This window comes from Dyella sp. C11 (genome assembly GCF_003121485.1).
In the GTDB taxonomy this organism is placed as follows: domain Bacteria; phylum Pseudomonadota; class Gammaproteobacteria; order Xanthomonadales; family Rhodanobacteraceae; genus Dyella.
Map to the genome: position 1 here is coordinate 12539 of NZ_QAVX01000019.1, position 26497 is coordinate 39035.

Sequence of the window (26497 nt, forward strand, 5' to 3'; positions counted from 1 at the left end):
GGCGATCTCCGGTAGCGGGACGCACGCCACTCGCGCCACATCATGCGGCGCAGGCGCACGTCGGGGATGAGCCACCAAAGATGCCGCCCATCGCGTGATGGGCGGGTGACCAGGATCAATGCACCAAACCGTTACGCGTGCTTGGCCGCGTGCGGCACCACCGGATAGGGATAGAGCTTCACCAGTGGCACCGAAATGCCATCGTCGCCGACCACACGGCAGTGATTGCGGTTGAGCTGTCGCGGCTCATCCACACCACAGCTGTGCGCGATGATGCCGACCTCGTGCATCACGTTGGTCGCGTAGTTGGCAACGCGCTCGCTCTTGTCGGCGACGACCAATCCGCGCTGCAGTTTGGGGTTCTGCGTGGTGATGCCGGTAGGACACGTGTTGCGATTGCATTGCAACGACTGGATGCAACCCAGCGCCAGCATGAAACCGCGCGCGGAATTGACGAAGTCGGCGCCCATCGAGAGTGCCCATGCCACGTCGTACGCCGCAATGCACTTGCCCGAGCAGATCACCTTGATGCGTTCCCGCAGGCCCTTCACCACGAGCATGTCCACCAGCGCGGGCAACGCCTCGTGCAAAGGCAGACCCACACCCTCCATCAAGGTCTGCGGTGCGGCGCCGGTGCCGCCTTCCGAACCATCCACGATGATGAAATCCGGTGCGCTTTCAATGCCACGCTTGTGCACTTCGGCGCACAGGTCGGCGATCCAGTCCATGCCGCCGAACACGGCCTTGAAACCGGTGGGCTTGCCGGTGAGTTCGCGGATGTGATGGATGGAGTCCATCAGCTCCTGCACGTTGCCGATGTCGAGATGACGATTGGGACTCTGCGAATCCTGGCCCACGGGAATGCCGCGAATCGCGGCAATTTCCGGCGTGACTTTCGCCGCGGGCAACAAGCCACCCATGCCGGGTTTGGCACCCTGTCCCAGCTTGATGCTCACCATCTTCACCTGCGGATGCGCGCAGATGGCCTGCAGCTTGTTGTCATCGAGCTTGCCATCGGGCGTGCGCACGCCGTACTTGGCGGTGCCGATCTCGAAGATGATGTCGCAGCCGCCTTCCAGGTGATACGGCGCCAGACCACCCTCGCCGGTATCCATCCAGATGCCCGCCTTCTTCGCACCGTGCGACAGCGCGCGAACGGCCGGTGCGGACAGCGCACCAAAACTCATCGCCGAGATGTTGAAGAACGCCGCGTGCTGATATGGCTCGCGTGCGTAAGGCCCCAGCGTTACCGGCAGTGGCTCCACGTGCTTCTCGCCCAGCGCGGGGAACGGCGCATTGACGAAGAACGGCACGCCCTCGCCACGCAGATCGCGCGTGGAACCGAACGCGTTGGTGTTGTCCACGTTCTTGGCCGCGCGATACACCCACATGCGCTGCGCACGATTGAAAGGCAGTTCTTCGCGGTCGCTGGAATACAGGTACTGGCGGAAGAACTCACCCAGATGCAGGAACCAGTAGCGGAAGTGCCCGATGACCGGGAAGTTGCGCAGTACCGAATTGCTGGTCTGGTTGCGATCCACCAGCCAGACCACGCCGATCACCACCACCAGCAACGCCAGGAACAGGAGAAACAGCGCCGCAAACGTCTCGATAACCACGACCAGCCAATGCGCGAATCCCGACGATTCCATCACTTCCTCCCGTTGTCACTGCAGTGCGTTTGCCTCCAGACGCCGGAGGCAAACGGTGGCGATCCCTCACGAACACATCATCGACGCGTGCTCCGTCGAGTGCCTTTCGCGAACCGCTCCATCATCCTCTCCGGCGGGGAGAGGAAACCAGAATCAAAGCTCGATGCGCAATGCACTGGCGGCGCGAATGGCCTTGGCTTTCGCCGCTTCCACGCTTTCATCTCGCGCCAGCGTCACCGCCATGCGGCGACGACCCTTCACCGTGGGCTTGCCGAAGATACGCAGCTGGGTGTCCGACTCCTTCAGCGCGTCGGCAATACCGTGATAACGCGGCGCATCGCCTTCGCCTTCCACCAGCACCGCGCAAGAGGCCGACGGCCCAAGCTGGCGAATGGCGGGAATCGGCAGGCCAAGGATGGCTCGCGCGTGCAATGCGAACTCCGAAAGGTCTTGCGAAATGAGCGTGACCAGGCCGGTGTCGTGCGGACGCGGACTCACTTCCGAGAAGATCACGCTGTCGCCCTTCACGAAGAACTCGACGCCGAACACGCCCCAGCCACCCAGCGCGCCGGTGATGGCTTCCGCCTGCCGCTCGGCCTCCTTCAGGGCCAACTCGCTCATCGGCTGCGGCTGCCAGGATTCCCGATAGTCGCCGTCTTCCTGGCGATGCCCAATGGGTGCGCAGAAGCTGACACCGTCACGGTGACGCACGGTGAGCAAGGTGATTTCGTAGTCGAAATCGACAAAGCCTTCAACGATGACGCGGCCCTTGCCAGCGCGACCGCCCGACTGGGCGTAGTCCCACGCGGGCTGCAGATCGGCGTCGGTGCGCACCACGCTTTGACCCTTGCCGGATGAACTCATCACCGGCTTGATGACGAACGGCAGGCCAATGGCGGCGACGGCATCCTTGTACTCGGCCTCGGTCTCGCAGAAACGGTAGCGCGACGTCGGCAGTTTCAATTCCTCGGCGGCGAGGCGGCGAATGCCCTCGCGATCCATCGTCAGCCACGCGGCACGCGCGGTCGGAATGACGCGCAGGCCACCCTTCTCCAGTTCGATCAGCGTCGGCGTGTGGATGGCTTCGATCTCCGGCACCACGAGGTCCGGCTTCTCCTGCTCGATCAGCGCGCGCAGCGCAGCGCCGTCGAGCATGTCGATCACGTGGCTGCGATGCGCCACCTGCATGGCGGGCGCGTTCGCGTACCGGTCCACCGCAATCACCTCCACCGCGTAGCGCTGCAGCTCGATCGCCACTTCCTTGCCCAGTTCGCCCGAGCCCAGCAGCAAGACGCGCAGCGCGTGGTTGGAATAAGGCGTGCCAAAGGGCTTCATCGGTGTCTCCGGAGATGGCAAAGCGACATTGTAAGCGGGTGATAGGGTCTGTTAGCGCTACTCGCGTGGCCCGCGCCGGGATCTTTTTGCCCGTCAGACAAGGAAGAACGAGGGAGTGTACGTCCGTACACGACTAAGTGATGACGCGGTATGGCGGGCCAAAAGACCCGGCCCGAAGGGTTGTTTGTCTGTGGCCGCCCAGCGGCAGCGCGCGTCTTGACCTGGCCACCAGCCAGGCCGGCGCCACGCACCGCCACTGGACAGCCACAGACAAACAACGCGAGCTACGCGAGTAGCGTTAACAGACCCTAGTCGAACTACGCCAGATGTCACTTCGTCATCACGCAAATTCCATTGACGAACGACAGCGACCGGCATTGACTGTGACTTGTCACCGTCCCCACGGAGCGACTATGCGCAAGTGGCCTGCAGCGCTGGCGATGGCGCTCGCACTGAGCCCGGCTCCCGGCGTGCTCGCCCGGGAACCGGGTGCTGCGCCCGTAACGGACACGACGTGGATGGCGGTGACGCTGGCTGGCCGCAAGATTGGCCACCTGCGGATCGATCGCCAGGTCGACGGCGCGCAGGTCACCACCACGCAGGATCTGCAGCTCGAACTCAACCGCAGCGGCAAGACCATCCCCATGGCCGTGCTCACACGCAGCGTGGAGACGCTGGACGGCCAGCCGCTCGGGTTCTATTCGCGAAGCACGCTCTCCGCCTCGGACAGCATCGTGGATGGCCAGCGCCAGGCCGATGGCACCTACCTGGTCACCACCACCGTGGCCGGCGTCGCCAGTCGCACGGCGCTGGAGTGGCCCGCCGGTGCCCTGCTGAGCGATGGACAGCGGCAGGCTATGGCCCGTGCTTCCGGCCATGCGGGGCACTACCTCATCAACCTGTTCGATACGACCAGCCAGGACGTGGCGGCGGTGGATATCGACGTGCTCGGTGATGAGCGCGTCGTACTGCCGGAAGGCACGGAATCCTTGAACCACCAGCGCGAAGTCCTGCAGACACCGCGCGGTGTGCAGCGCATGGACCTGTGGATCAACGAGCGTGGCGAAACCCGGAAAGGCTCACTGGAAATGCTGGGCCATGAACTGGACATGGTGGCGTGCAGCCAGGCCTGCGCGATGGCGCCCACGCAGGACATCGACATGCTGCGTGCCGCCATGATCGACGCGCCGCAGGCGCTCTCCGCGGCCATGCGCAGGAACGACCTGCGTTACGTCATCCACGTGAACGATGGCGACGCGCAACCCGCGATCACCACCGACGAACAACGTGTTACCCGGCTGGAGCACGGCGACTGGCAGGTGGATGTGGGCAATGCCGTGGCAGGCGGCCAGCCTCCCCCAAGGCCACAGGACACGGAAGCGAACGCGTGGGTGCAATCCGACGCGCCGGACATCCGCGCGCTGGCGGACCAGGCCATCACCGGCGCCGAAGGCGACCGGCAGAAAATGGTGCAGCTGCGCGACTTCGTCAGTGAGTACATCCCGCCGAACGGGCGCGACATCGGTTACGCCTCCGCCCTCGAAGTGGTGAAGCTGCGCAGCGGCGACTGCAAGGAATACGCGGTGCTGCTCACGGCACTGGCGCGCGCGGAGCACATTCCCGCCAGGATGGTCACTGGCCTGGTCTATGCCGACCGTTACGCCGGCAGCACACGCGTGTTCGTGCCACACGCGTGGGTGCAGGCGTGGGTCGACGGCCGCTGGCAGAGCTTCGATGCCGCCCTGGGGCATTTCGACAGCACGCACATCGCGCTGGACAGCGGCGACGGCGACCCCTGGCACTTCTTCAACATGTCCAACCTGTTTGGCCAGATGCGCATCGCCCAGGTCGGCACAGCCCCCGAACTGGCGCCGACGGTGATGGGCGGCGCCGTGGCCGCGCGTGACTGGTGACACCCTCCCCTTGAAATTAGATATCAAAGTGATATCTAATTTTCATACCCAGGGAGGAACCACCATGAACGAGCAGCAAGGCTTTTCGGCCGCAGGCATTCCCACCGTTGTCCTCGTCTTCGTACTCGGTTTGATCGGTTTCGGCCTGGAGGGCTACGGCCTGACCCATCAGGCGCCGGTGCTGGTCGCCGTGGCCCTGGGCATCTTCGTGCACCTGGTCACCGTCTTCATGTCCAAGGGCTTCTTCCAGGTGGCCCCGAACGAAGGCCAGGTGTTGCAGCTGTTTGGCAAGTATCACGGCACCGTGCGCGAGGAAGGCTTGCGCTGGACCAACCCGTTCTGCACCCGCCGCCGTGTCTCGCTGCGCGTGCGCAACTTCGAAAGCGGCAAGCTCAAGGTCAACGACAGCGATGGCAATCCCATCGAAATCGCCGCCGTCGTGGTGTGGCAGGTCATCGACACCGCCGAAGCCGTGTTCTGCGTGGACGACTACGAAAACTTCGTCACCATCCAGAGCGAATCGGCACTGCGCCAGATGGCCCAGAACTACCCCTATGACTCGCACGACGACGGCAAGCCCGCGCTGCGCAGCCACGGCGAAGTGATCAACAACCACCTGCGCGACGAAATCCAGGCGCGCCTGGACAAGGCCGGCGTTCGCGTGGTCGAGGCACGCATCAGCCACCTCGCCTACGCCCAGGAAATTGCCCAGGCCATGCTGCAACGACAGCAGGCCAACGCCATCGTCGCCGCGCGCGAGCGCATCGTGGAAGGTGCCGTCGGCATGGTTGCCATGGCGCTGGACAAGCTCAAGGCGCAAGGCGTGGTGGAACTGGACGAAGAGCGCCGCGCCGCCATGGTCAGCAACCTGCTGGTGGTGCTGTGCGGCGACCGTGCCACGCAACCGGTGGTGAACACCGGCACGCTCTATGGCGGCTGAGAAAAAAGCCTACCCGTTACGCATCAGCGCTGCCGTGCTCGAAGCCATGCAGCGCTGGGCCGACGACGATCTGCGCAGCGTCAACGCGCAGATCGAATTCGTGCTGCGTGAAGCGTTACGCAGGCAAGGCCGGTTGAAGCGCGACGCCTCGGAGCCCGTACAGGACGACGAAACGGACTGACGCCCAGACGCGTGAACCCTTGATTCCACTTCGACGCGACCTGCACGATCCCGGCGCTACGTTTGCTCTCCTGCGATATGCCACGCACTGGAGAACCACCATGGCCAAGACCGAAACCTACCGCCTGCTACCCGATGGCCCCGTGCTCTGCGATGCATGCACACGCACCGGCTCCAGTATCGAGATGGAACGCGACGATTCATTGCCGGCCGAGGCACTGAAGTGGTCGGAAGAAAAGAACACGGAACTGCAGAGCTATCGCTGCCCCGAATGCGAATCGGTGTCCGTATTCCGCGTGGATTGAGCGCGCAGACCATCGCAGCGCAAGAACCGGATGGCAGGCGCAGGAGTGCGACGGCAAGCTGAAGACATTCCCGTCAGACGGAGTCTTAGCCATGCATTTCCGCATCTCTGGCCTGCCAGCCGAGCCGTTCGCCGGCCTGTTTTCAATGTCCGACCAGGATCTTTTGGAACGCCGTGCCATGCGCGTGGTGGCCGACAGCCCGCACAGCTATCCCTGCCGTATCAGCCTGACCGATGCCGAGGAAGGCCAGACGCTGATCCTGCTCAACTACGAGCATCAGCCCGCGAATTCGCCGTATCGCGCCACGCACGCGATCTACATCCGCGAAGGCGAGGAACAATACGATCGCGTCGACGAAGTGCCCGATCAGCTGCGTCGCCGCCTGTTGTCGCTGCGCGGTTTCGACAGCCGGGGCATGATTCGCGATGCCGATGTGGTGCCAGGCACTGCCATGGAAACGATGATCCAGCGCATGTTTGGCAACGCTGACATTGCCTACGTGCACGTGCACTCGGCGAAATACGGCTGCTACGTTGCGCGCATCGACCGTGCCTGAAACGGCGGTCAGGATTCGCGCACGCTCCGCCTCGTCAACGCGATGCCCAGCGCGATCCATCCCACGATGAACGCCACGCCGCCCAGCGGCGTGATTGCGCCGAACCAGCGAGGTGCGCCCAGGGCCAGCGCATAGAGGCTGCCGCTGAAAACCACGATGCCGATGGCGAAGGCTGTCACGGCCACGCGCCGTGAGCGACCGTCGGCTTGCATCACCGCCAACACCAGCGCGATGGCGTGCCAGAAGTGGTAACTCACCGCCGTGTGCCATAACTCCGTACCGCGCGAGTCCAGCACATCGCGCAAGGCATGCGCGCCGAAGGCACCCAGCACGACGGCACTCGCGCCGGCCAGGCCCACAAGCACGCCAGTCGTCAAGGCAGGTTGTCGCATGCGGATCGTTCCTCGGCTCGCCGTGCTCCGGCCCGGCAGTCAGTGTCGTATGCTGGCGCGATGATTCCCACCGATTCTCGCACGAAGCGTTGTCGCACCCGTCACTGGCTGATGCTGCTGATGCTGGCGCTGGGCGCAGGGCTGCTCGGCGGCTGTCATCGCGACGATGGGCTTGACTGGCATCTCAACGACATCTCGGGTCACATGCCGGACCTGGACTTCCATCTGGTGGACGACCACGGCAAGTCCGTCACGGGGCAAGACTATCGCGGCAAGGTCGTGCTGCTTTATTTCGGCTATACGCATTGCCCCGATGTCTGCCCGCTCACGCTGGCCCAGCTTCACGTGGTCATGCAGCGTTTGGGGCCGCTGGCCGATGGCGCGCGCATTTTGTTTGTCAGCGTCGATCCAGCCCGCGACACGCCGGACATCATGCATGCCTACGTCAACGCGTTCGATCCGCGTGCGGTGGGCCTGACGGGTTCGCCACGCGACATCGAAACGCTCAGCAAGCGCTATCGCTCCGCCTTTACCCGCGAGCCCGATCGTGCCGATGGCCAGTACGAAGTGAGCCACAGCTCGGCCATCTACGTTTTCGACGGCAACGGCAAGGCCCGACTGCTCGCCACGCCAAACCAATCGCAGGACGACATGGTTCACGACCTGCACCTCCTGCTGAGCCTGGGACATCCATCGTGAATTTTCGCCTCGTACGCGCCCTGCCCTTGTTTCTCGCCGGCATGGCCAGCTTGACGGCGCACGCCACCGAGGCCGCCCATGTGCAGGCCCGCGACGCGTGGATTCGCGTGCTGCCCGGCGATCTGCCGGCCGGCGGCTATGTCGTGCTGGAGAACATCAGCGATCAGCCGATCAACGTGAGAGCCGTGCAGTCCGCTCGCTACGGCAGCGCGATGCTGCACGAGAGCAGCAATGCAGGGGGCGTCAGCCGCATGTCCATGGTTGACAGCCTCGCCATCCCCGCCCATGCCAAGGTGGCACTGTCGCCCGGCGGCTATCACCTCATGCTGATGAGCCCGACGGCACCGGTGAAGGTGGGCGACAAGATCAAGGTCAGCTTTACGTTCGACGATGGCAGCACGCTCGATGCCGACTTCACCGCCCAGCCGGCCAACGCGGCGGGCGCAGGCGGTTAAGCGCGCACCCCATCAAGCCTGGCGAAGTTCTTCTTGTCGGCGTGCCGCGGCGGCGGTGCGCCGCGATGGCCAGGGCTTGCGTCGAATGCGCCCGTTACGTGAAAGACGCAGCCACTGGCGCATGGCCAGCAACGCGCCCACGGATTCGATCAACGCTGCCGGTACCCACATGATGACGCCGCCCACCAGCTGCGCCGTGAGCACGTTGAAAGTAAAGGCGCGACCGCAGATTTCGAAGATCGGATAAAGATCCGCCTTGGAGAATGTCACGATGGCGCCCGCGAGAATCTGGGGTGTCATGGTGATACCCGGCGAAAGCACGCGCACGCCTGGTGTCATCCGGCCTGGCGGACGCGGGCGATGGTCGAGCACCAGCCACCAATAGGTGAAGCCGCTGGCCAGCATCGACCAGTTCATGAAGCGATAGACGCGCCAGTCCAGCATGGCCAGCGTCTGCATCGAAGGCACCAGCCAGATCAGGATGAACGCCACGAACAGCACCGTGGCCACCGCCGGGTTGCACCACACCGCACTCGCCACGCGCCACGGCCACGACCGGCGAACAGGCCGCAACACGCGCAAGCGCCAGGCAAACGGCAAACCCTTGTGCAACACGGTTCCCGGATACGAGGCAATGATCAGCAGCGGCGCAAGATGGTGCAGCACGATCTGCTGGATGCGATGCATGAAGAACTCATGCTCGAAGAAATAATCCAGGTACGTGTGCAGTGACACGTAGATCAGCACCATGCCGATCCAGAACGACAGTCGCCGCCCCATGCTCACGCGCAAACGCCGGCTGCCACGCACATAGAGCGCGCTGCACACGACGAAGAGGAGCAGGAACACCCAGGAGAACTCCCAGGGCACGATCCACTTGAGCACGCTTGCCATCATCGAACAAACCCGGCCCGGATCAGCGGCGACCGCCCATCATACGCGCGGCGACCGCATCCACGGCAGCCACCCGCGACACATCGCCGCCACTCATAGGCGCCGCCGGTTGCGATGAGAGCGACGCCAGCCGTAGAGCAGGCCCACCATCACAACCAGCACGGGAATCAGCACGATATTGATGAACTTCAGGCGCAGCCCCAGCGCATCGATCTCCGCATTGAACTGGTGCTGCACGTCACGCAGCTCCTTGTTGATCGCCAGCTGGCGTTGCAGGAACTGTTCGATCTCGGCCCGCTGCTCAGGCGATGCGCTATCGCCATGGCTCGCTGTCTTCGCGGGCTGCAGCTCACTCAGGCGCGTGCGCGTCACCGCCAGCTCGCGCTGGAGCTCCTGCTTCTTGGCCAGGAATTTCTGGTCCGCCGCGCTTTGCAGCGCCAGCACGCGCGTGAACGGACGTTGCGAACTCACGCGACCGTGAATGGAAAGCAGCGCGGACGACCCACTCAGGTTGTCGGCGATATTGGTGATCAAATCACCGTTGTTGGCGATGGCGCTGAGCTGCGGCTGGCCCAGCAGGCTCTGCGCATAGGACACCCATAGGCGATCGCTCAGCAAATCGGTATCGCCAACCAGGATCACTTCGGCGTTGCCCGTGGCCTGCCCCACGTAACCCTTCTCGTTGGAGCGTTCCGGGAATGCGCTGGGGAACTGCCCGCGCACGCGCGCAGCGATCACGTAGTGCGTGTTGTCCGGCTTGTAGTTGTCCAGCAATTCAGCCGGATTGTTGAGCGACTCGCGCACACGCTGGCTGGAAACCACTTCGGCGTCGGTGGTCGACTGCATCAGCGGTTGCAGGCGCGACGCAGTGCCGGGCGCCAGGTCAAAGTAACCCACGCTGGAGACGTTGACGCGCTGCAGGCTCGCCGTGGTGACGTCGTCGTGGTTCAGCTCCTGCTGCCCCAGGCCAAGCATGGCCGGATGGCTGCTGGAGCTGTTGTCGGCCAGCTCGATGCGCAACGCTCGGGAGCGATCCAGCACCACCTTCTGCGGGTCGTATTGCACGCCCCACGCCTGGAACAGGCGCGGGAGGTTCGAGTTGTGGTCGTCGGTGACGCCGTTGCTGTCGATGAACGGCGTGTTGTCCATCTCCGCCACGGGGTCCACGAACACCACCAGGTGACCGCCGCCCAGCACGTACTGATCGATGGCGTACAGCGCATCGGCCGGCAGATGCTTGGGATGGATGACCAGCAGTGCCTTGATGTCGCCGTCGATGCGCGTGAGCCTGGACGGGTCCAGCGTGCGCACATCGAACTGCTGCGCCAACTGGCGCATCACCGTCCACGGCTCTTCGCCGATGACCGGATTGCCCTGCACCGGCAGGCTGCTGATCACGCCGATATGCGGTTTCGAGGGCTGGTCCAGCTCGTAGAGCAGCTTGGCAATGTCGTATTCGAGAAACGTTTCGCGCGAGGGGTCGAACAGCGGAATCGCCTGCACGTTCTTCGGCAGGTGTTCTTCGCCGTCGCTGTCCGCATCGACATTGGACGGGAGCGTGCTGCCCACCAATCCAAAGAACACACGTTCGCCGTTGGTGCCGCCGTTGATGGGCGACAGCCCGTAACCTTCGGCGCTGGTCTCGTCATCCGAATACGGCACGGGATCGACAATCTGCAAGCGCAGGCGCCCGTGCGCACGCGCCACCATTTCCTGCAGCATTTCCGCAACGCGCTGTTCGTAGCTGCGCAGCTGCGGCAGGTCGCGCGTGGCGTGGCTGGAAAAATAGAGCGTGAGCCGCAGCGGGGCATGCAGCCCTTCCACGATGTGCACCGTGCCTGGCGTCAGCGTGTATAGCTGATCGGAGGTCAGATCGATGCGGCCCATGCGCCAGCGGCTGCTGGCCAGCACGATCACGACGAACAACACCGCCAGCAAGGCCAGTGCAGCAAGCAGCACCGTGCGGCGCCTGAAGTGGATGCGCTTCATGCTCATGGCGTCCGCTTCAGGTCGAGCGTCAGCACACCGGCAGTCAGCCAGGTCGCCATGCTCAGGATGAAATACAGGAAATCACGCAGGTCGAGCACGCCGCGCGAGATCGCCTCGAAGTGCCTCACCATGCTCAGGTGCGCCAGGCCATTCACCATCTTGCGCGGCAACGCACCCTGGAAAAACTCCATCACCTGCGGCTGCCCCACCAGGATCAGCAGGAAACACACCACCAGCGTAAGCACGAACGCGACGACCTGGCTCTGCGTCACCGCCGACAGGCATGCACCGATGGCAAGGAACGCACCGGCCATCAGCCAGCTGCCGATATACCCGGCCAGGATGACGCCGTTGTCCGGTGAGCCGAGGTAGTTCACCGTGATCCAGATCGGAAAGGTCAGCACCAGCGCCAACCCGATAAACAGCCACGCGGCGAGAAACTTGCCGAGCATGGCCTGGGCCAGCGACAACGGCAGGCTCATCAGCAATTCCAGCGTGCCGCCCTTGGCCTCTTCCGCCCACATGCGCATCGATACCGCGGGTACCAGCACCAGGTAGAGCCATGGGTGCATGACAAAGAAGGGCTGCAGGTCGGCCTGGTTGCGTTCGTAGAAATCGCCCGCGTAGAACGTCAGGATGCCCGACAGCACCAGGAAGATCACCAGGAACACGTACGCCACGGGCGTCACGAAATAACTGCGCAACTCGCGGCGCATCACCGCTGCAATGGGGCTCATCCCTTGCTCTCCGCGCCGGTGGTGATCTGCCGGAAGACTTCGTCCAGGCGCCCGCGTTCCAGTTGAATCTCCGACACCTCCAGGCCCTGCTGGCGCAGCAGGTCTTCCACCGGCTCGAGAATGCGTTCGCCCGTCCGCGGGAACACGGTGATGCGTCCATCCATCGGGTCGACCTCGATGGACTGCACCTGCGGCAAACGCCCCAGCATTTCCTGCGACACGCCGCTGCCCGGCGCACTGAAGGAAACGGCGCCGTGATAGCGCGATCGCGATTCCAGCTCCGCCGGCGTGGCATCCACCATCAGGCGTCCGTTGGCGATGATCACCACCCGGTTGCACAACGCGTGCACCTCTTCGAGGAGATGCGTGGAAATGAGGATGGTACGGTCGCGCGCCATCTGGTCGATCAGCTGGCGCACCGTGTGCTTCTGGTTCGGATCGAGACCGTCGGTCGGCTCGTCGAGCATCAACACCTGCGGGTTGTGCACGATGGCCTGGGCGAGACCCACGCGACGGCGCAAACCCTTCGACAAGGTGTCGATGCACTGATCCAGCACGCCTTCCAGCTGCAGGCCGCCCACCACACGCTCGAAGCGCCGTGCGCCTTCGTCGCGCTGGAGTCCACGCATGCGGATGATGAAGGAAAGAAACTCGCGCACCGTCAGTTCGCCGTAGCTGGGCGCGCCTTCGGGCAGATAACCCAGGGCACGCTTGGCCTTAAGCGGCTCCTTGAGCACGTCATAGCCACAGACGCGCGCCGTGCCGGAGCTCGGCGCCAGGAAGCCGGCGATCATGCGCATGGCGGTGGTCTTGCCTGCGCCATTGGGGCCTAACAGGCCCAGCACCTGCCCGGGTTCGGCGCGGAAACTCAACGAGTCCACTGCCGTCAGGGCGCCATAGCGACGAGTGAGCTGTTCGGTTTCGATCATGTCCTGTGCAAATCATGTGGCGTGCAGTTGCTGCGCGCGCGTCGCGGGCCCCACCCGCCATGTCGACCCGCACTGTAACTGAAAGTTCGCCGGTGCCGGGCCAGGCAAGGCCCGAAAATGAAAAGGCCCTTCCGAGGAAGGGCCTTTTCGATGTTTGCCGTAGTGGCGACTTACTGGGCGCTGGCGGCAGCGGCCGGAGCGGCAGCGGTGCCCGACGAGGCCGGAGCCTGGTCACCGCTGTTGTCGTCGAGCGACGGCGGCTTGATGCCGGCAGCCTGTTCCGGAGTCTGGTCCGGAGCCCAGCTCAGCGGCAGGTACACGTCGTATTCGGCGTACTGCTTCACTTCGTCGCCCTGCTTCACTTCCGGCTTGGCTTCGATGTCGTAGAAGCGGTTCACCACTTCGTCGAACTTGTAGCCGTGGGGCTGGGCGTAGGCCTTCATCAGGGCGCGGGTCTGCGGCACGCCGGCGGCGGTGCCGTTCCACACGGCCTTGAGGGCCGGGCCACCGAAGGCAAGGAAAGCGCGCACATCGTTGTCGTCGATCAGACGGCCAAAGCGGTCATGGCCACCCGGGGTGTTGTCGCCACCGGTGGTCGCAGCGTCAGCGGCGGTGCTGGCGGCAGCGGCGTTCAGGTCGGGCGACTTGGCCGGGGTCAGTTCAACCGACTGGCCACCGACGTTCAGGCTGGTTGCGCTGATCGGCATCGCCACGTCGAAGGAGTAGGTCTGGTCGCCCCAGTTGGTGGTGTAGATGATGCGCGGACCGGTGGTGGTCACGCCCAGCTTCTTGGCAGCCGCCTGGATCTGGCCGATGGCCTTGTTGGTGGCGTCGTCCAGTGCTTCCAGGCCACCCTTGCGCTCGATCGACGAGGACACCACGAGAACCGGCGTCGCCTGGGTCTGCTCGATGTACGGGATCAGCTTGGTGTAGTCCACGTTCTGGACCGAGGCCAGCACGTTCTGCAGGTTGTTCAGGGTGGACTGGACGAACACGTCCGGGTCGCCGTGAATGTACAGGCTGGAGTAGCGGTTGATCAGGTTGAAGCCGTAGTCCACGTCATACGACCAGGTCACCTTGGTCAGCTGACCGCGGCTGCCGTTGCGCTCCAGGTCGATCGTGAAGTGCTTGTCGTTGCCGCGCCAGTCGTTGTCGACGTTCCACACCACGGTCGCCTTCTTGGCGGTGGCGTCGACCTTGTCGAAGCTCGGATCGGCCGAAGCAATGGTGTACTTGCCGGTGCCGACCTTGCCGTCATCGCTGGCCCAGCTGATTTCGGCGCCCGGGCCATAGGCCTTGCCCGAGAAATCGAACTTGATGTTGCGATCGGCGTCGCGCTGCTCGGAATACTCCGGGAAGCGGCGGAAGTTGTTCAGCACGTCATAGACCTGACGCATGTCCTTGCCGATCACCAGCTGCCTTTCGATATGGCCGCTGCTCGGCATCACAACACCCACAATCACCGCCGCCACAATGACGATGATCAGGGCCACAATAAATTCAAGAACACGCATCATTCCGGGATTCTCCGCACGTCTCTCTGTATACGGCACAAGGGCAGTCGCCGGAGACCGGCCCGCCACGGGAGATTCCCGAAGAATCACTGCATGAACGGGGGTCGGCCAGCGCCGAAGCCACCGATACTACTTGCTCGCGCGCCTGAACGCCATCCGGCTGTAAGGATTCTCGCCATTGGCCTTCCAGACGCCCGCGAATGGCGTCCCGCAAGGCCTCGCGGGCGATCAAACGATGCCCAGCTCCAGTGCCTTGAGCACGGCCCGGGTGCGGTCGCGGACGCCCAGTTTGGAGAGGATGTTGGAAACGTGGTTCTTCACCGTCCCCTCGGCCACCTTCAGGGAGTTGGCGATCTCCTTGTTGCTGTAGCCGCCGGACAGCAGGCGCAGGATCTCCGTCTCGCGCTCGGTCAGCGGGTCGGGCTGTTCCAGGCTGGTGAACTGGTTCTGCATGCGGCCCACGCCGGCCAGCAGGCGCTGGGTGACCATGGGCGCCACCAGGGAGCCACCGGCAGCCACCGTGCGAACGGCCTCCACCAGCTGCTCCAGCGAGACATCCTTGAGCAGGTAGCCGCGCGCGCCGGCCTTCAGGCCCTGCAGCACGAGCTGGTCGTCGTCGAAAGTGGTGAGGATGATGGTCGGCGGCAGCTCGTTGCGGGCAGACAGCGCCTGCAACACTTCCAGGCCGCTCATGTTGGGCATGCGCAGATCCAGCAGCACCACGTCGGGCTTCACCCGCGGGATGTCCTGGACGGCCTGGGCGCCGTCGGCGCATTCGGCCACCACGCGGATGTCCTCCGCCAGATCCAGCAGTGAACGGACGCCCTGGCGCACCAGGTTCTGGTCGTCAACGAGACAGACGGAAATCATCGCGGATCCTCGAAACGTTGGTGGCCAGCGTGCGATGCCCGCGGCCAACGGAGAGAACGATGCTGCTCGAGCCTGATCATGGGTTGCGCATGGCTCGCGTTGTTCGCCAGCGCCCGCTAGGGAGTGGCGCATGGCGCAGCGCCTGACTGGCCGTCAGGCCAAGCCGTGCGTCGCTTCCTAGCGGGCGCTGGCGAACAACCCTTCGGGCCGGATCTGTTTGTCCGCCATACCGCGTCATCACTCGGTCGTGTATCGACATACATTCCCTCGTTCTTCCTTGTCTGACGAACAAACAGCTTCCAGCGCGAGCCATGCGCAACCCATGATCAGGCTCCCAAGCGGCACATTTTTACACGGTCTCGCGACAAGGCTACAGCATGCCCAGCGCGGGAGGCTCGAATCGTGACGGTGTGTGCGCAAGCTCCTGGACCTCGCCCAGCGGCAGGCGCACGGTAAGCGCAAACCCCTGGTGCAGCGTAGGGTCCACGGTAACGCTGCCATCGAATTCCACCAGGCGTTCGCGCATGCCCGACAAACCGTTGCCCGGCCGGAAATTCGTCGCGCCGCGGCCGTCGTCGCGCGCATACAGCTCCAGCAGGTTGGTGTTGATGTAGTTGAAGCGCAGCCACAGGTTCCGGGCACCGGCGTGACGCGCGGTATTGGTGATGATTTCCTGCGCACAACGCAGCAGCACCTGCGCGCGGCGGGGATCTTCCACGCTGAAACGTGGCGGCGTTTCCATATGCACGCCAAGCCCCGGCACGCCTTCGACCAGGCTGCGCAAGGCCACGGTAAGGTCGATGGCATCGTCCTGCCGCAGCTCGCTCACCACTTCGCGCACGTCCGAAAGCAGATGCTTGGCCGTGACCTGCGCCTTGTTCACGTGCTCGGCCGCCTGCGCATTCACCAGGTGGCTCGCCACTTCAAGATTGAGGCTGAGCGCGGTGAGGTGATGACCGACCAGGTCATGCAGGTCGCGGGCAATGCGCATGCGCTCGGCAATGCGCGTGGATTCGGCCAGCAAGGCACGCGTGGCGCGCAATTCGGAATTGAGCCGGCGCTGCGCCTCGCGCTCTTCCGCCTGCAGGCTGGCAATCATCGAGGTGAAGAAGACCAGCGCCGAAATGCCCAGGTACATCACCACCTGGAGGAAGGCCGTGATGATGGTCCAGCCCATGTAGCTGGCAATGATGGGGATGAGCATCAGGTTCTGCAGCAGCATCCACGCCAGTCCCGCCCCTACCGGCAGCTGCCACGGCAGCACCACGGCGATCACCAGCATCAGCATGGCCGAGAGGCCGCTCTGGCTGAACCAGCCCATCGCCACCGCCGACCCGGTCAGCACCGCGAGGCTGATGAGCTGGACGATCGACGGATAACCGGTCTGGCGTGTCATCGCCGAGCGGCGCGTCAGCAGAAGGTAGGTCACCCCGAAGACCAGGTACGACAGAATCCATCCCGTGATGTTCGGGTTGCTCCACCACGCACTGACTTCCGCCAGCCCGCCGGGACCGGAGAGCAGGGGCAGCGCAATACACAGGTACGTGAACAGACCGGCGTACCGCAGCAGCCGGATGTGGTTAATGTTTGACCAGGCCATGCGCGCATCATTAGCTAGCGGCAGGCTTGGTGCAATGCGTGAGAAGTCACTCCCTCACCCCTGCCATAAGGCACGACCGCTGCCGCTTTACGAAGGTTTTACATGGTGCGCCGTGATATGTGCGGCCGCCGGGTGCATGTCATAATGCGCGCCGTCACGCGGGGCCGAATCGTCGGTCTTGTCCTCGAACCACACAAAGCGGAGCAACGAATGGCCCTTGCCATCCGCGACGTGCGAGAGCACGACCTGGATGCCGTACTGGCGCTCAACAACGCCGCCGGCCGCACCATCCTCGCCCTTGACGCAGCCCAGCTGCGCTACTTCTACGAACATGCGGATTACTTCCGCGTGGCCGAAATCGACGGCCATCTCGCAGGGTTCCTTATTGCCCTGCGCGAAGGACGCAATTACGACAGTCCGAATTACCACTGGTTTTCCGCGCACTATCCGCAGTTCGCCTACATCGACCGCATCGTCATCGCCAATGCCTATCGCCGTCACGGCCTGGGACGCATCTTCTATTGCGATGTCACCAGCTACGCGGAAGTGCGCGTGCCGCTGCTGACGTGCGAAGTGTTCCTGGAGCCGCGCGACGACGTGGTGGTGCTGTTCCACGGCACCTATGGCTTCCAGGAAGTGGGCCAGCAGCGCATGGGCGACGAAGGTCCCCAGGTGAGCCTTCTCGCCAAGGACCTGCCGAGCTACGCTTTCGTGCGCGAAACCTATCTGGACCACGACGGCCTGCCCGATGTGCCGTGGCTGGCCGAGCGCCTGCGTCCATCATCCCCTGACACCCCCCAGCGCCGCCTCGCGGGAGAGCGGCGCCCGTGAATGCAAGAATGGATACTCAAGACGCCTGTGACCTGCGCTTCGGCCAGGTCGGCATAGCCAACGTGCGCATCAAGCGCGTCGACGCCGCGGCCCTCTGCGAAGAGCTGGAACGCCGCGTACGCACCGCGCCTCAATTGTTCTCCCGCGCCGCCGTGGTGCTGGACCTCAGCCACCTGCTCACCCTGCCCGACGACGGGACAGTCGATGCGCTGCTCGAAGCCATCCGCAGCGCCGGCATGTTGCCCGTGGGCCTGGCCTACGGCACCAGCGAAGTCGATGCACTGTCGCAGCGCATGGGCCTGCCGCTGATCGCCAAGTTCCGTGCCGCCTACGAGCCGGCCGATGGCGGCAGCATTGCACCGCCCGCTCCTGCGCCCGCACCGGCGCCCGCTGCGGAACCGGCGCGTCGCGCCGAACCCGTACGCGAGGAAGCACCCGCCGCACCCGGACTCGGCGCACAACACGTCGATGGCACGGTGCGTTCGGGCCAGCAGGTCTACGCGCGTGATCGCGATCTCGTCGTCACTGGCACCATCGCCAATGCCGCGGAAGTCATCGCCGACGGCAGCATCCACATCTACGGCAGTCTGCGTGGCCGTGCGATGGCAGGCGCACAGGGCGATGAGAAAGCGCGCATATACATTTCGGACTTCCGCGCGGAGCTGGTGGCCATTGCCGGCCACTACCGCGTGTTCGAACAAATTCCAAAGGACCTGGAAGGCCAGTCTGTGCGATGCTGGCTCGAAGGGGAAAAATTGCTGATCGCCAAGCTTTGACGACAGCCATGACTATTACAAAGAATCACGCGGAGATGAGCCTTGACTGCTGAGATTATCGTTGTCACCTCGGGCAAGGGTGGCGTGGGCAAGACCACGACCAGCGCCTCGCTTGCCACGGGCCTTGCCATGACCGGCAAGAAGGTCGCGGTGATCGATTTCGACGTCGGCCTGCGCAACCTCGACCTGATCATGGGCTGCGAGCGTCGCGTGGTGTACGACTTCGTCAACGTCGTGCACGGCGAAGCCACGCTCAAGCAGGCGCTGATCAAGGACAAGCGCTACGAGAACCTCTACGTGCTCGCCGCCAGCCAGACGCGCGACAAGGACGCGCTGACTCAGGAAGGCGTGGAGAAGGTACTCGACGACCTGAGCAACGACGGCTTCGACTACGTCATCTGCGACTCGCCGGCCGGCATCGAAAAGGGTGCGCACCTGGCGATGTATTTCGCCGACCACGCCGTGGTGGTGGTGAACCCGGAAGTGTCCTCGGTGCGCGACTCGGACCGCATCCTGGGCCTGCTCGCCAGCAAGACGCGTCGCGCCGAGCGCGGCGATGGCGCCATCAAGCAGCACCTGCTGCTGACGCGCTACAACCCGGCCCGCGTGGCCGTGGGTGAAATGCTGAGCGTGAAGGACGTGGAAGAAATCCTCGGCATCAACGTGGTGGGCGTGATTCCGGAATCGGAAAACGTGCTGGCCGCGTCCAATGCCGGCGTGCCCGTCATCCTGGATGACAACTCGCTGGCCGGTCAGGCCTACGGCGACACCGTGGCCCGCATCCTCGGCGAGGAGCGCGTGATGCGCTTCCTCGACGCGCCCAAGAAGGGCTTTTTCCAGCGCGTATTCGGAGGCTGATCGCGATGGGTATTCTTGATTTCCTGAAGCGCAAGCCGGAGCCCACCGCCACCGTCGCCAAGGAGCGTCTTCGCATCATCGTGGCCCAGGAGCGCTCCAGCCGGGGCGCACCTGACTACCTGCCGTTGCTGCGCAATGAACTGCTGGAAGTGATCAAGAAATACGTCAACGTCGATCTCGAAGCCATCAACATCAACGTTGAGCGCGACAGCGGCCACGAAATCCTCGAGCTTTCCGTGGCCCTGCCGGAAACCGCCGGAGCAAAGACCGGTTGATCGGTGTGGCGCGGCCAAGTCGCGCCACACGCCTGCATCTGCATATCGCCGCTGCCCGGCGGCGATTTTCACGTCATGTCACTCCCCTCTTCCCACGTCAACGAAGCAAGCGTGATGCGCCTGGCCGAGATCGGCTTCGAGGCGCCCTCGACGCTGCTTGCCCGCTATGGACTGGCGCTGGAACGCATCGAGCCGGGTACGCCCATTCCCGGCAGCTTCTGGGGCGACGAGGAAGCCGGCATCATCGGCACCACCGTGTATGCACGCGACGACACGCCGGTGCACTCGCTATTGCACGAAGCTGGACACCTGATCGTGCTGCCGCCGGACCGCCGCGAAGCGGTGCACACCGACGCCACCGATTCGATCGACGAAGAAGATGCCACCTGCTACCTGCAGATCGTGCTTGCCGACGAACTGCCCGGCGTGGGACGCGAGCGCCTGATGGCGGACATGGATGCCTGGGGTTACACCTTCCGGCTCGGTTCGGCGCAGGCATGGTTCGGCGAAGACGCCGCCAACGCCCGCCAATGGCTGGTCGAGCATCACTTGCTGTCACCTGACGGACACCCCGTCTTCCGCTAAGCGGCCCACGCGGCAAAGCAAAACCTCGCTCTTGCCTCACATCGCCACAACACTCCCGGGCGCAGTGTGATTGCGTCCATCGGGAGACCGTTCGTGACGCCCAGGCTGAAGACCGCGACCAGTGCGCTCTGCGCTGCGATGCTGGCCATCACTGCAGCCGCGCATGGTGCCGCCACGCCACCACAGCCTGGTGCTTTTGTCGCCCGCATCGACCTTACCGGCCCGATAGGCCCGGCCGCCGCGGAATACGTGGACAACGCATTGCAACGTGCAACGCGTGACGGTGCCAAGGCCGTCGTGCTGGAAATGGACACGCCTGGCGGGCTGTCCGAGTCGATGCGTCAGATCGTTGCCAGCATTCTCGCCTCGCACGAACCCGTGATCGGTTACGTGGCGCCAGCGGGCGCGCGAGCCGCATCGGCCGGCACATACATTCTCTATGCCTGCCCCGTAGCCGCGATGGCGCCAGCCACCCACCTGGGCGCCGCCACGCCGGTGTCGCTGGACGGTGGCGGCACGATGCCCGAGCCCGCGTCGGCAGATTCGGCCGCCAGGCCATCCACCCCCGACGACGCCGAATCGACCAAGGTGCTCAACGATGCCGAGGCATCGATCCGCTCGCTCGCCCAGCTCAATGATCGCAACGCCGACTGGGCAGGCCAATCCGTACGCGGCGCGGCAACGCTGACGGCCGACGAAGCCGCGCAAAAGCACGTGGTGGACCTGACAGCCGCCAGCCTTCCCGCCCTGCTGGCCAGCCTGGAAAGCAGGCGTGTCCACGTGGATGGCCACGATGTCACCCTCCATCTCGGCGGCCTGCCGGTACGCGACTACGCCCCGAACTGGCGCACGCAATTGCTGGGACTCGTGACGCATCCGACGGTGGCTTATCTGCTGCTGCTCGCTGGCATGTACGGCCTGGTGCTTGAAGCGTTTCATCCCGGCGCGCTGCTCCCCGGCGTCGCCGGGGCCATCTGCCTGCTTGTCGGTCTGTATGCATTGCAGTTGCTGCCGGTGAACTACGCGGGCCTTGCACTGATGCTGCTGGGCGTGGCGCTGATACTCGCCGAGGCCTTGATGCCCACCGTGGGCGCTATTGGCATTGGCGGTGTCCTGGCGTTCGTGATCGGGTCGGTGATGTTGTTCGACGCCGGCGTTCCCGGCTATGCGGTGAACCTGGGCGTGATCGCGGGCGTGGCGCTATGTGGCGTCGTCGCGCTGGTGCTTCTGCTGCGGCTCGTCGCGCGTTCGCGCCATGCACGCACCTTCAACGGGGATGTGCAAATGCTCCTGGTCACCGGCGAACTCACCCAGCCCATCGACGCCGGCGGCGAAGGTTGGGCACGGATCGGTGGCGAGCGTTGGCGTGTGCATTGCGAAGCTGGCCTGCCCGCGGGCACGCGCGTGCGGGTCGTGGGACGCGACGGCTTGTTGCTGCGTGTAACGCGTGCCTGAGTCTGGCGACGGAGGCCATCCATGTTCGGTTTCGTGGGCGTAATCGTCATCTGGGCGTTGGCACTGTTGTTCCTGTCCATCAAGGTGCTGCCCGAATACCAGCGTGGCGTGGTGCTGACGCTGGGTCGTTACACGGGCACGAAAGGGCCGGGCCTGGTGGTGCTGGTACCCGTCGTGCAGCGCATGATCCGCGTGGATTTGCGTGTGACGGTGATGGATGTACCGCCACAGGATGTGATCTCGCGCGACAACGTCTCGGTGCGCGTCAACGCGGTGGTGTACTTCCGCGTGGTCGAACCGGACAAGGCGATCCTGCAGGTGGCCGATTTCTTCCAGGCCACCAGCCAGCTGGCGCAGACGCGGCTGCGCTCGGTGCTCGGCCAACACGAGCTGGACGACATTCTTTCGCAGCGCGATTCGATCAATCACAGCCTGCAACAGATCCTGGACGAGGCCACCGATCCCTGGGGCATCAAGGTCAGCAACGTCGAGATCAAGGACGTTGATCTCAACGAAACCATGGTGCGCGCCATTGCCCGCCAGGCCGAAGCGGAACGCGAACGCCGGGCCAAGGTGATCCATGCCGACGGCGAGCTGCAGGCCGCCGAGAAGCTGCGCGACGCCGCCGGCCTGCTCGCGCAACAGCCGCAGGCGCTGCAGCTGCGCTACATGCAGACCATGTCCGACATGGCCAACAGCGGCAAGACATCGACCATCATGTTTCCGTTGCCGCTGGATCTGCTGAAGCCGTTGCTGGAGAGAAAATCGGACGACTGAGGTGAAGTGGCATCGCCCCACGGATGCCCAGCCATGCGGCTCTCTCATCACCACGGCAGTGAGCGTCAGGAGGGCGAACGGCTGCCCTGTACAATGGCCCGCCTTTCGCCAATGGCGCCGCCATGTCCAGCACGCCCACCCATGTCAGCCTCGCCGTGATCGGCGGCGGCCCCGCCGGACTCATGGCGGCCGAAGCAGCGCATGCCGCGGGTGTGTCCGTTCACGTGTTCGACGCCAAGGGTTCCGTGGGGCGCAAGTTCCTCATTGCCGGCAAAGGCGGCATGAACCTGACGCACGGCGAAGCCAAGGCCGATTTCGTGCAGCGCTACGGCGCGCGCGCGCGGGAAGTCGGCGAATGGCTGGACGATTTCGATGCCGACGCGTTGCGCGAATGGGCACGTGGCCTTGGTGTGGAAACGTTCGTCGGCAGCTCCGGCCGCGTATTTCCCAGCGATCTCAAGGCAGCGCCCTTGCTGCGCGGCTGGGTGCGTCGCCTTCGCGAGAGTGGCGTGCACTTCCACGTGCAGCATCGCTGGCTTGGCTGGTCCGACGATGGCGCCCTGCGCTTCGCCACGCCTGATGGCGAGCATCTTGTGCATGCCGATGCCGTGGTGCTCGCCATGGGTGGCGGCAGCTGGCCGGAACTGGGTTCGGATGGCGCGTGGCAGTCCATGCTGCTGGACCGCGGTGTCGATGTGGCGCCACTCGTTCCCTCCAATTGCGGTTTCGACATTGGCTGGAGCGAACACCTTGCCGGCCGTTTTGCCGGTTCACCGTTGAAACCCGTGGTCATCCATCTGCACGACAAGGATGGCCATGAGCATGCGCGCCAGGGCGAATGCGTCATCACCGCCACCGGCATCGAAGGCAGCCTGATTTACGCGTATTCCGCCGTGCTGCGTGACGCCATTGCTGCGCATGGTTCCACCGTCATCGAGTTGGACCTGTCGCCCGACCGCACGCTCGATCGGCTGCGCAAGGATCTGGCCAAGCCACGCGGCAGCCGTTCGATGAGCGATCACCTGCGACGCCAGACCGGGCTTTCCGGTGTGAAGGCGGCCCTGCTGCATGAAGTATTGGATCGCGATGCCTTCCATGACACGGAAACGCTCGCACGCACCATCAAGCGCCTGCCTTTGCATCTGGTGCGCGCGCGTCCCATCGAGGAAGCCATCAGCAGTGGCGGCGGCGTAAGGCTGGAAAGCCTCGATGCGCAATTGATGCTCACCGTCCTGCCCGGCGTGTTCTGTGCCGGCGAAATGCTGGACTGGGAAGCTCCCACCGGCGGCTATCTGCTCACCGCGTGTTTTGCCAGCGGACGTCGCGCCGGGTTGGGCGCAGCGCGCTGGATCAAGCAATAACCCTCTGCTGCCGATAACTGAGCAAGGGATGCCCTGAACAAGTTTGCGCAACCGCCATGATGTCTGGAAGGCCCGCTGCCTGCGTTGCATGGCGCCAGGAAGACTGGCCGTCTTGCTAAGCCGTGCGGCGCAGGCAGCGGGCCTTCCAGGCATCACCAATCACCAAAGCTTGCTGCAATGGCCGGCACTGTCCGCCCGCAGCTCTTCGGGGAGTCGGCTCGACAGACGGCCAGTCTGCCTTCGCCGACTCCCCTGTGATCTGCGAGCAGACAGTGCCGGTGGCGGGTGCGCAGACTTGTTCAGGGCATCCCAAGGCGTCGCAATGCGGCGGCGCCGCTCTACATTTTTTCCGCCAGCGGCCGATACACCCGGCGTAGCGGGGGCCACACGAGGGAGCTGGCAGCACGATGATGGGGAATTGGTGGCGAGTATTCGGACGTGAGCGTGCGGTGGAACCATCTTCCGCGCCGCGCTCGGCTGCGCCCGAACCGGAGCTTCCCGTCGACGCCGCCGCCCACGACACGGTGTCGGTCGACGTGATCGCCGAGCGCTTTTTCCGCTTCATCCTCAACCAGCCCGTCAGTGCGGGCGACGCACCCAACAAGGTCCGCGAGCAGGCCATTCTGCAGCGCCTGCGGGACCAGTGCGACAACGGTCGCTTCGACGTACGCAGCCTGCCTCGCATGCCCACCGTGCTGCCGCAGCTGATGCGCGCGATGAAGAACGATCAGCTCAGCGGCGCCCAGCTGGCGGACCTGATCAAGCGCGATCCAGTGCTGGTGGGCGAAGTGATGCGTGTCACCGGCAGCGTCACCTATCGCACGGCGCATCCCATCGGCAGCCTGCAGCACGCCGTGGTACTGCTGGGCCAGATCGGCCTGCGTCACGTGGTGACCTCCTACGTGATGAAGCCCATCCTGATGGCCAGCGCCGGCGCCAACGGGCAGATCGTGGGCCAGCGCCTATGGGACCACGCCGAGCGTTGCGGGCATGCCGCGGTGTATCTCAGCAAGGGGCAATGCGATGCGTTCGAGGCCTACCTGATCGCCCTCGTCGGCTACAGCGGCCTCGGCGCCGTGGCACGACTACTGGACAAGGAGCTGCAGAACAACGAACTACCGGCCAGCTCCGCCGCCTTCGTCGAGGGCTGCGTGCAGATTGCCGCCCAGCTCACCGTGCAGGCCGGACAGCACTGGGATCTGCCTGCCGCCGTGCAGGAGGCCCTGGTCGAGCACGCCCAGCACGGCCAGGCGGCGCTGACGCAACCCATGAGCCGCGTACTTCACGTCGCCCAGCGATTGGCCATGTGTCAGCTGCTGTCCGAACAGGGCCTGCTCGATGGCGATAGCGATCCCGGTTACGGAAGCGATCCCATCGCGACGTTTCCGCCCCAATTGCTGGCGCGCTGCCAGCAGGATCTGCGGCAAAGCTTCGCCTGATCAGGCGGGGCATTACTCACCGGCGATGATGCGTTCCCGCGCCTCCGCGGCAATGGCAAACGAACGACAACGCGCTTCATGGTCGAACACGTTGGCAGTCACCATCAGCTCGTCGGGGCGGTGACGGGCCACGAACGCCTCGATGCCCTCCTTCACCGTCTCCGGGCTGCCTACCACGGCGCAGGCCAGTGCACGCTCCACGCCAAACTTCTCGGTGGGCGACCAGAAGTTCTCGATGTTGTCGATGGGCGGCGGAATCAGGCCCGGACGACCGCGACGCAGATTCACGAATCTCTGCTGCTGCGTGGTGAACAGGCGCTTCGCCTCGGCGTCGCTCGCGGCACCCACGACGTTGATACCGAGCATGGCGTGAGGCCCTGACAGACGCTTGGACGGCTTGAAGTCGCGGCGATAGATCGCGAGCGCCTGATCCATATAGTCCGGCGCGAAATGCGAGGCGAAAGCGAACGGCAATCCCAGGGCTGCCGCCAGTTGGGCGCTGAACAGGCTCGAGCCCAGCAGCCATACCGGCACGTCTATGCCGGCGCCGGGAACCGCGCGCACGGGCTGCGAGGGAGTCGCCGGCTCGAAGTAACCCAGCAGTTCCGAAACGTCTCGCGGGAAGGCATCGGCGCTGTCGAAGTAGCGGCGCAAGGCTGTCGCCGTCGGCTGGTCCGTACCCGGTGCACGCCCCAGGCCCAGGTCGATGCGCCCCGGATACAGCGACGCCAGCGTGCCGAACTGTTCGGCCACCTGCAGCGGTGCATGGTTGGGCAGCATGATGCCGCCGGCACCGACGCGAATGGTGGACGTGCCACCGGCGATATATCCAATCAAAACCGCCGTTGCCGCGCTCGCAATGCCCGGCATGTTGTGGTGCTCGGCCAGCCAGTACCGCGTGTAGCCAAGCGTTTCCGCGCGGCGCGCCAAGTCCAGGGAGTTGGCGAACGCCTGTGAGGTCGTGCTGCCTTCAGCAACCGGCGCGAGATCGAGGACGGAGAACGGAATCATGGGGCTTCCTCATGCAGGAAGCCCCGATGTGGGGCCGAGGCCCGCAAATGCCAGAGTGTGAAGCGAGGAATCAGCCGTAACGCCAGGTGCGTTCTTCGACGCGGCCGCAGCGGCCGCATTCACGGCGTCCCGGCTCCGGTCGAACCCATCGGTGCTTGAAAACGCGGCA

At 64.5% G+C, this 26497-nt stretch carries 27 protein-coding genes; 16 read left to right on the forward strand and 11 right to left on the reverse strand.

The features are described from left to right. Positions 1-131: 131 nt before the first annotated feature. Together DK366_RS16260 and purT are read right to left on the reverse strand one after the other, a co-directional pair. Entirely contained in the window at positions 132-1652 is a 1521-nt protein-coding gene (locus DK366_RS16260; protein WP_109126619.1) for an FMN-binding glutamate synthase family protein, read from the reverse strand. A gap of 153 nt (positions 1653-1805) precedes the next feature. After that, entirely contained in the window at positions 1806-2987 is a 1182-nt protein-coding gene (gene purT / locus DK366_RS16265) for a formate-dependent phosphoribosylglycinamide formyltransferase (RefSeq protein ID WP_109126620.1), read from the reverse strand. 413 nt (positions 2988-3400) lie between these two features. On the opposite strand from purT, the gene DK366_RS16270 reads away from it, so the two are divergent. The 5 genes from DK366_RS16270 (at position 3401) to DK366_RS16290 (ending at position 6881) form a co-directional block, all read left to right on the forward strand. Continuing rightward, the gene (locus DK366_RS16270) at positions 3401-4900 is read left to right on the forward strand and encodes a transglutaminase-like domain-containing protein (protein WP_157956593.1); all 1500 of its coding nucleotides are present in this window, start codon (positions 3401-3403) and stop codon (positions 4898-4900) included. A gap of 64 nt (positions 4901-4964) precedes the next feature. Further along, complete coding sequence (locus DK366_RS16275) at positions 4965-5840, forward strand: SPFH domain-containing protein (RefSeq protein WP_109126622.1); 876 nt, start codon at positions 4965-4967, stop codon at positions 5838-5840. Then, a complete protein-coding gene (locus tag DK366_RS16280) occupies positions 5830-6021 on the forward strand; it encodes an Arc family DNA binding domain-containing protein (protein WP_109126623.1) in 192 nt (63 codons plus the stop codon). The genes DK366_RS16275 and DK366_RS16280 overlap by 11 nt, the downstream gene beginning before the upstream one ends. Before the next feature lie 100 nt (positions 6022-6121). Then, positions 6122-6325 (forward strand): hypothetical protein, encoded by a 204-nt coding sequence (locus tag DK366_RS16285; protein WP_109126624.1) that lies wholly within the window; start codon positions 6122-6124, stop codon positions 6323-6325. A gap of 91 nt (positions 6326-6416) precedes the next feature. Further along, entirely contained in the window at positions 6417-6881 is a 465-nt protein-coding gene (locus DK366_RS16290) for a DUF1203 domain-containing protein (RefSeq protein ID WP_109126625.1), read from the forward strand. Between the two features lie 8 nt (positions 6882-6889). On the opposite strand, the gene DK366_RS16295 is transcribed toward DK366_RS16290, so the two are convergent. Next, a complete protein-coding gene (locus DK366_RS16295) occupies positions 6890-7273 on the reverse strand; it encodes a DUF423 domain-containing protein (RefSeq protein WP_109126626.1) in 384 nt (127 codons plus the stop codon). A gap of 60 nt (positions 7274-7333) precedes the next feature. On the opposite strand from DK366_RS16295, the gene DK366_RS16300 reads away from it, so the two are divergent. Both DK366_RS16300 and DK366_RS16305 read left to right on the forward strand, forming a co-directional pair. Further along, positions 7334-7972 carry an SCO family protein gene (locus DK366_RS16300; RefSeq protein WP_198651604.1) on the forward strand — a complete coding sequence of 213 codons (639 nt, stop codon included), beginning with the start codon at positions 7334-7336 and terminating at the stop codon, positions 7970-7972. Continuing rightward, the gene (locus DK366_RS16305; protein WP_232821083.1) at positions 7969-8427 is read left to right on the forward strand and encodes a copper chaperone PCu(A)C; all 459 of its coding nucleotides are present in this window, start codon (positions 7969-7971) and stop codon (positions 8425-8427) included. Before DK366_RS16300 ends, DK366_RS16305 begins: the two co-directional genes overlap by 4 nt. A gap of 12 nt (positions 8428-8439) precedes the next feature. Here the strand turns inward: DK366_RS16305 and DK366_RS16310 are convergent, their stop codons facing one another. The 7 genes from DK366_RS16310 to DK366_RS16340 form a co-directional block, all read right to left on the reverse strand. Next, complete coding sequence (locus DK366_RS16310) at positions 8440-9324, reverse strand: cytochrome c oxidase assembly protein (RefSeq protein WP_109126628.1); 885 nt, start codon at positions 9322-9324, stop codon at positions 8440-8442. A gap of 90 nt (positions 9325-9414) precedes the next feature. Then, positions 9415-11316: a Gldg family protein gene (locus DK366_RS16315; RefSeq protein ID WP_109126629.1), complete on the reverse strand. Its 1902-nt coding sequence runs from the start codon at positions 11314-11316 to the stop codon at positions 9415-9417. After that, positions 11313-12047 (reverse strand): ABC transporter permease subunit, encoded by a 735-nt coding sequence (locus tag DK366_RS16320; protein ID WP_109126630.1) that lies wholly within the window; start codon positions 12045-12047, stop codon positions 11313-11315. The genes DK366_RS16315 and DK366_RS16320 overlap by 4 nt, the downstream gene beginning before the upstream one ends. Then, complete coding sequence (locus DK366_RS16325) at positions 12044-12976, reverse strand: ABC transporter ATP-binding protein (protein ID WP_109126631.1); 933 nt, start codon at positions 12974-12976, stop codon at positions 12044-12046. Before DK366_RS16325 ends, DK366_RS16320 begins: the two co-directional genes overlap by 4 nt. Positions 12977-13146: 170 nt before the next feature. Continuing rightward, positions 13147-14493, reverse strand: coding sequence for a polyketide cyclase (locus tag DK366_RS16330; protein ID WP_109126632.1), 1347 nt, complete (start codon positions 14491-14493; stop codon positions 13147-13149). A 225-nt stretch (positions 14494-14718) separates the two neighbouring features. Further along, on the reverse strand, positions 14719-15360 hold the full coding sequence (locus tag DK366_RS16335; RefSeq protein ID WP_019464490.1) for a response regulator transcription factor: 642 nt from the start codon (positions 15358-15360) through the stop codon (positions 14719-14721). A gap of 370 nt (positions 15361-15730) precedes the next feature. Continuing rightward, positions 15731-16960, reverse strand: a complete 1230-nt coding sequence (locus DK366_RS16340; protein ID WP_109126633.1) for a sensor histidine kinase — start codon at positions 16958-16960, stop codon at positions 15731-15733. A 210-nt stretch (positions 16961-17170) separates the two neighbouring features. Here DK366_RS16340 and DK366_RS16345 point away from each other — a divergent pair, with 210 nt between their 5' ends. The 9 genes from DK366_RS16345 to DK366_RS16385 all read left to right on the forward strand — a co-directional run bounded on the left by DK366_RS16345 (position 17171) and on the right by DK366_RS16385 (position 25317). Next, positions 17171-17791 carry a GNAT family N-acetyltransferase gene (locus DK366_RS16345; protein ID WP_109126634.1) on the forward strand — a complete coding sequence of 207 codons (621 nt, stop codon included), beginning with the start codon at positions 17171-17173 and terminating at the stop codon, positions 17789-17791. Continuing rightward, on the forward strand, positions 17788-18567 hold the full coding sequence (gene minC, locus DK366_RS16350) for a septum site-determining protein MinC (protein WP_109126635.1): 780 nt from the start codon (positions 17788-17790) through the stop codon (positions 18565-18567). The genes DK366_RS16345 and minC overlap by 4 nt, the downstream gene beginning before the upstream one ends. 42 nt (positions 18568-18609) lie before the next feature. Next, positions 18610-19425, forward strand: coding sequence for a septum site-determining protein MinD (gene minD, locus DK366_RS16355; protein ID WP_109126636.1), 816 nt, complete (start codon positions 18610-18612; stop codon positions 19423-19425). Between the two features lie 5 nt (positions 19426-19430). Further along, positions 19431-19700: a cell division topological specificity factor MinE gene (minE, locus tag DK366_RS16360; RefSeq protein ID WP_109126637.1), complete on the forward strand. Its 270-nt coding sequence runs from the start codon at positions 19431-19433 to the stop codon at positions 19698-19700. Between the two features lie 75 nt (positions 19701-19775). Beyond that, positions 19776-20285, forward strand: coding sequence for a hypothetical protein (locus tag DK366_RS16365; RefSeq protein WP_109126692.1), 510 nt, complete (start codon positions 19776-19778; stop codon positions 20283-20285). Between the two features lie 93 nt (positions 20286-20378). Next, positions 20379-21740: a nodulation protein NfeD gene (locus DK366_RS16370; RefSeq protein ID WP_343125629.1), complete on the forward strand. Its 1362-nt coding sequence runs from the start codon at positions 20379-20381 to the stop codon at positions 21738-21740. Positions 21741-21761: 21 nt separating this feature from the next. Beyond that, complete coding sequence (locus DK366_RS16375) at positions 21762-22517, forward strand: slipin family protein (RefSeq protein WP_109126638.1); 756 nt, start codon at positions 21762-21764, stop codon at positions 22515-22517. 122 nt (positions 22518-22639) lie between these two features. After that, positions 22640-23878, forward strand: coding sequence for a TIGR03862 family flavoprotein (locus DK366_RS16380; protein WP_109126639.1), 1239 nt, complete (start codon positions 22640-22642; stop codon positions 23876-23878). Positions 23879-24285: 407 nt separating this feature from the next. Continuing rightward, positions 24286-25317, forward strand: a complete 1032-nt coding sequence (locus DK366_RS16385; RefSeq protein ID WP_109126640.1) for an HDOD domain-containing protein — start codon at positions 24286-24288, stop codon at positions 25315-25317. Between the two features lie 12 nt (positions 25318-25329). On the opposite strand, the gene DK366_RS16390 is transcribed toward DK366_RS16385, so the two are convergent. After that, complete coding sequence (locus tag DK366_RS16390; RefSeq protein ID WP_109126641.1) at positions 25330-26328, reverse strand: LLM class flavin-dependent oxidoreductase; 999 nt, start codon at positions 26326-26328, stop codon at positions 25330-25332. Positions 26329-26497 lie beyond the last annotated feature (169 nt).

What these genes read in the sequence shown, in the direction of transcription:
- DK366_RS16300 (WP_198651604.1), top strand. Translation starts at nt 7,334, where the DNA reads ATGATTCCCACCGATTCTCGCACGAAGCGTTGTCGCACCCGTCACTGG.
- DK366_RS16335 (WP_019464490.1), bottom strand. Translation starts at nt 15,360, where the DNA reads ATGATTTCCGTCTGTCTCGTTGACGACCAGAACCTGGTGCGCCAGGGC.
- DK366_RS16320 (WP_109126630.1), bottom strand. Translation starts at nt 12,047, where the DNA reads ATGAGCCCCATTGCAGCGGTGATGCGCCGCGAGTTGCGCAGTTATTTC.
- DK366_RS16380 (WP_109126639.1), top strand. Translation starts at nt 22,640, where the DNA reads ATGTCCAGCACGCCCACCCATGTCAGCCTCGCCGTGATCGGCGGCGGC.
- DK366_RS16315 (WP_109126629.1), bottom strand. Translation starts at nt 11,316, where the DNA reads ATGAGCATGAAGCGCATCCACTTCAGGCGCCGCACGGTGCTGCTTGCT.
- DK366_RS16340 (WP_109126633.1), bottom strand. Translation starts at nt 16,960, where the DNA reads ATGGCCTGGTCAAACATTAACCACATCCGGCTGCTGCGGTACGCCGGT.
- minE (WP_109126637.1), top strand. Translation starts at nt 19,431, where the DNA reads ATGGGTATTCTTGATTTCCTGAAGCGCAAGCCGGAGCCCACCGCCACC.
- DK366_RS16290 (WP_109126625.1), top strand. Translation starts at nt 6,417, where the DNA reads ATGCATTTCCGCATCTCTGGCCTGCCAGCCGAGCCGTTCGCCGGCCTG.
- DK366_RS16390 (WP_109126641.1), bottom strand. Translation starts at nt 26,328, where the DNA reads ATGATTCCGTTCTCCGTCCTCGATCTCGCGCCGGTTGCTGAAGGCAGC.
- DK366_RS16270 (WP_157956593.1), top strand. Translation starts at nt 3,401, where the DNA reads ATGCGCAAGTGGCCTGCAGCGCTGGCGATGGCGCTCGCACTGAGCCCG.
- DK366_RS16325 (WP_109126631.1), bottom strand. Translation starts at nt 12,976, where the DNA reads ATGATCGAAACCGAACAGCTCACTCGTCGCTATGGCGCCCTGACGGCA.
- DK366_RS16365 (WP_109126692.1), top strand. Translation starts at nt 19,776, where the DNA reads ATGTCACTCCCCTCTTCCCACGTCAACGAAGCAAGCGTGATGCGCCTG.
- DK366_RS16285 (WP_109126624.1), top strand. Translation starts at nt 6,122, where the DNA reads ATGGCCAAGACCGAAACCTACCGCCTGCTACCCGATGGCCCCGTGCTC.
- DK366_RS16260 (WP_109126619.1), bottom strand. Translation starts at nt 1,652, where the DNA reads ATGGAATCGTCGGGATTCGCGCATTGGCTGGTCGTGGTTATCGAGACG.
- purT (WP_109126620.1), bottom strand. Translation starts at nt 2,987, where the DNA reads ATGAAGCCCTTTGGCACGCCTTATTCCAACCACGCGCTGCGCGTCTTG.
- DK366_RS16345 (WP_109126634.1), top strand. Translation starts at nt 17,171, where the DNA reads ATGGCCCTTGCCATCCGCGACGTGCGAGAGCACGACCTGGATGCCGTA.
- DK366_RS16275 (WP_109126622.1), top strand. Translation starts at nt 4,965, where the DNA reads ATGAACGAGCAGCAAGGCTTTTCGGCCGCAGGCATTCCCACCGTTGTC.
- DK366_RS16310 (WP_109126628.1), bottom strand. Translation starts at nt 9,324, where the DNA reads ATGATGGCAAGCGTGCTCAAGTGGATCGTGCCCTGGGAGTTCTCCTGG.
- DK366_RS16295 (WP_109126626.1), bottom strand. Translation starts at nt 7,273, where the DNA reads ATGCGACAACCTGCCTTGACGACTGGCGTGCTTGTGGGCCTGGCCGGC.
- DK366_RS16385 (WP_109126640.1), top strand. Translation starts at nt 24,286, where the DNA reads ATGATGGGGAATTGGTGGCGAGTATTCGGACGTGAGCGTGCGGTGGAA.
- DK366_RS16330 (WP_109126632.1), bottom strand. Translation starts at nt 14,493, where the DNA reads ATGATGCGTGTTCTTGAATTTATTGTGGCCCTGATCATCGTCATTGTG.
- DK366_RS16375 (WP_109126638.1), top strand. Translation starts at nt 21,762, where the DNA reads ATGTTCGGTTTCGTGGGCGTAATCGTCATCTGGGCGTTGGCACTGTTG.
- DK366_RS16280 (WP_109126623.1), top strand. Translation starts at nt 5,830, where the DNA reads ATGGCGGCTGAGAAAAAAGCCTACCCGTTACGCATCAGCGCTGCCGTG.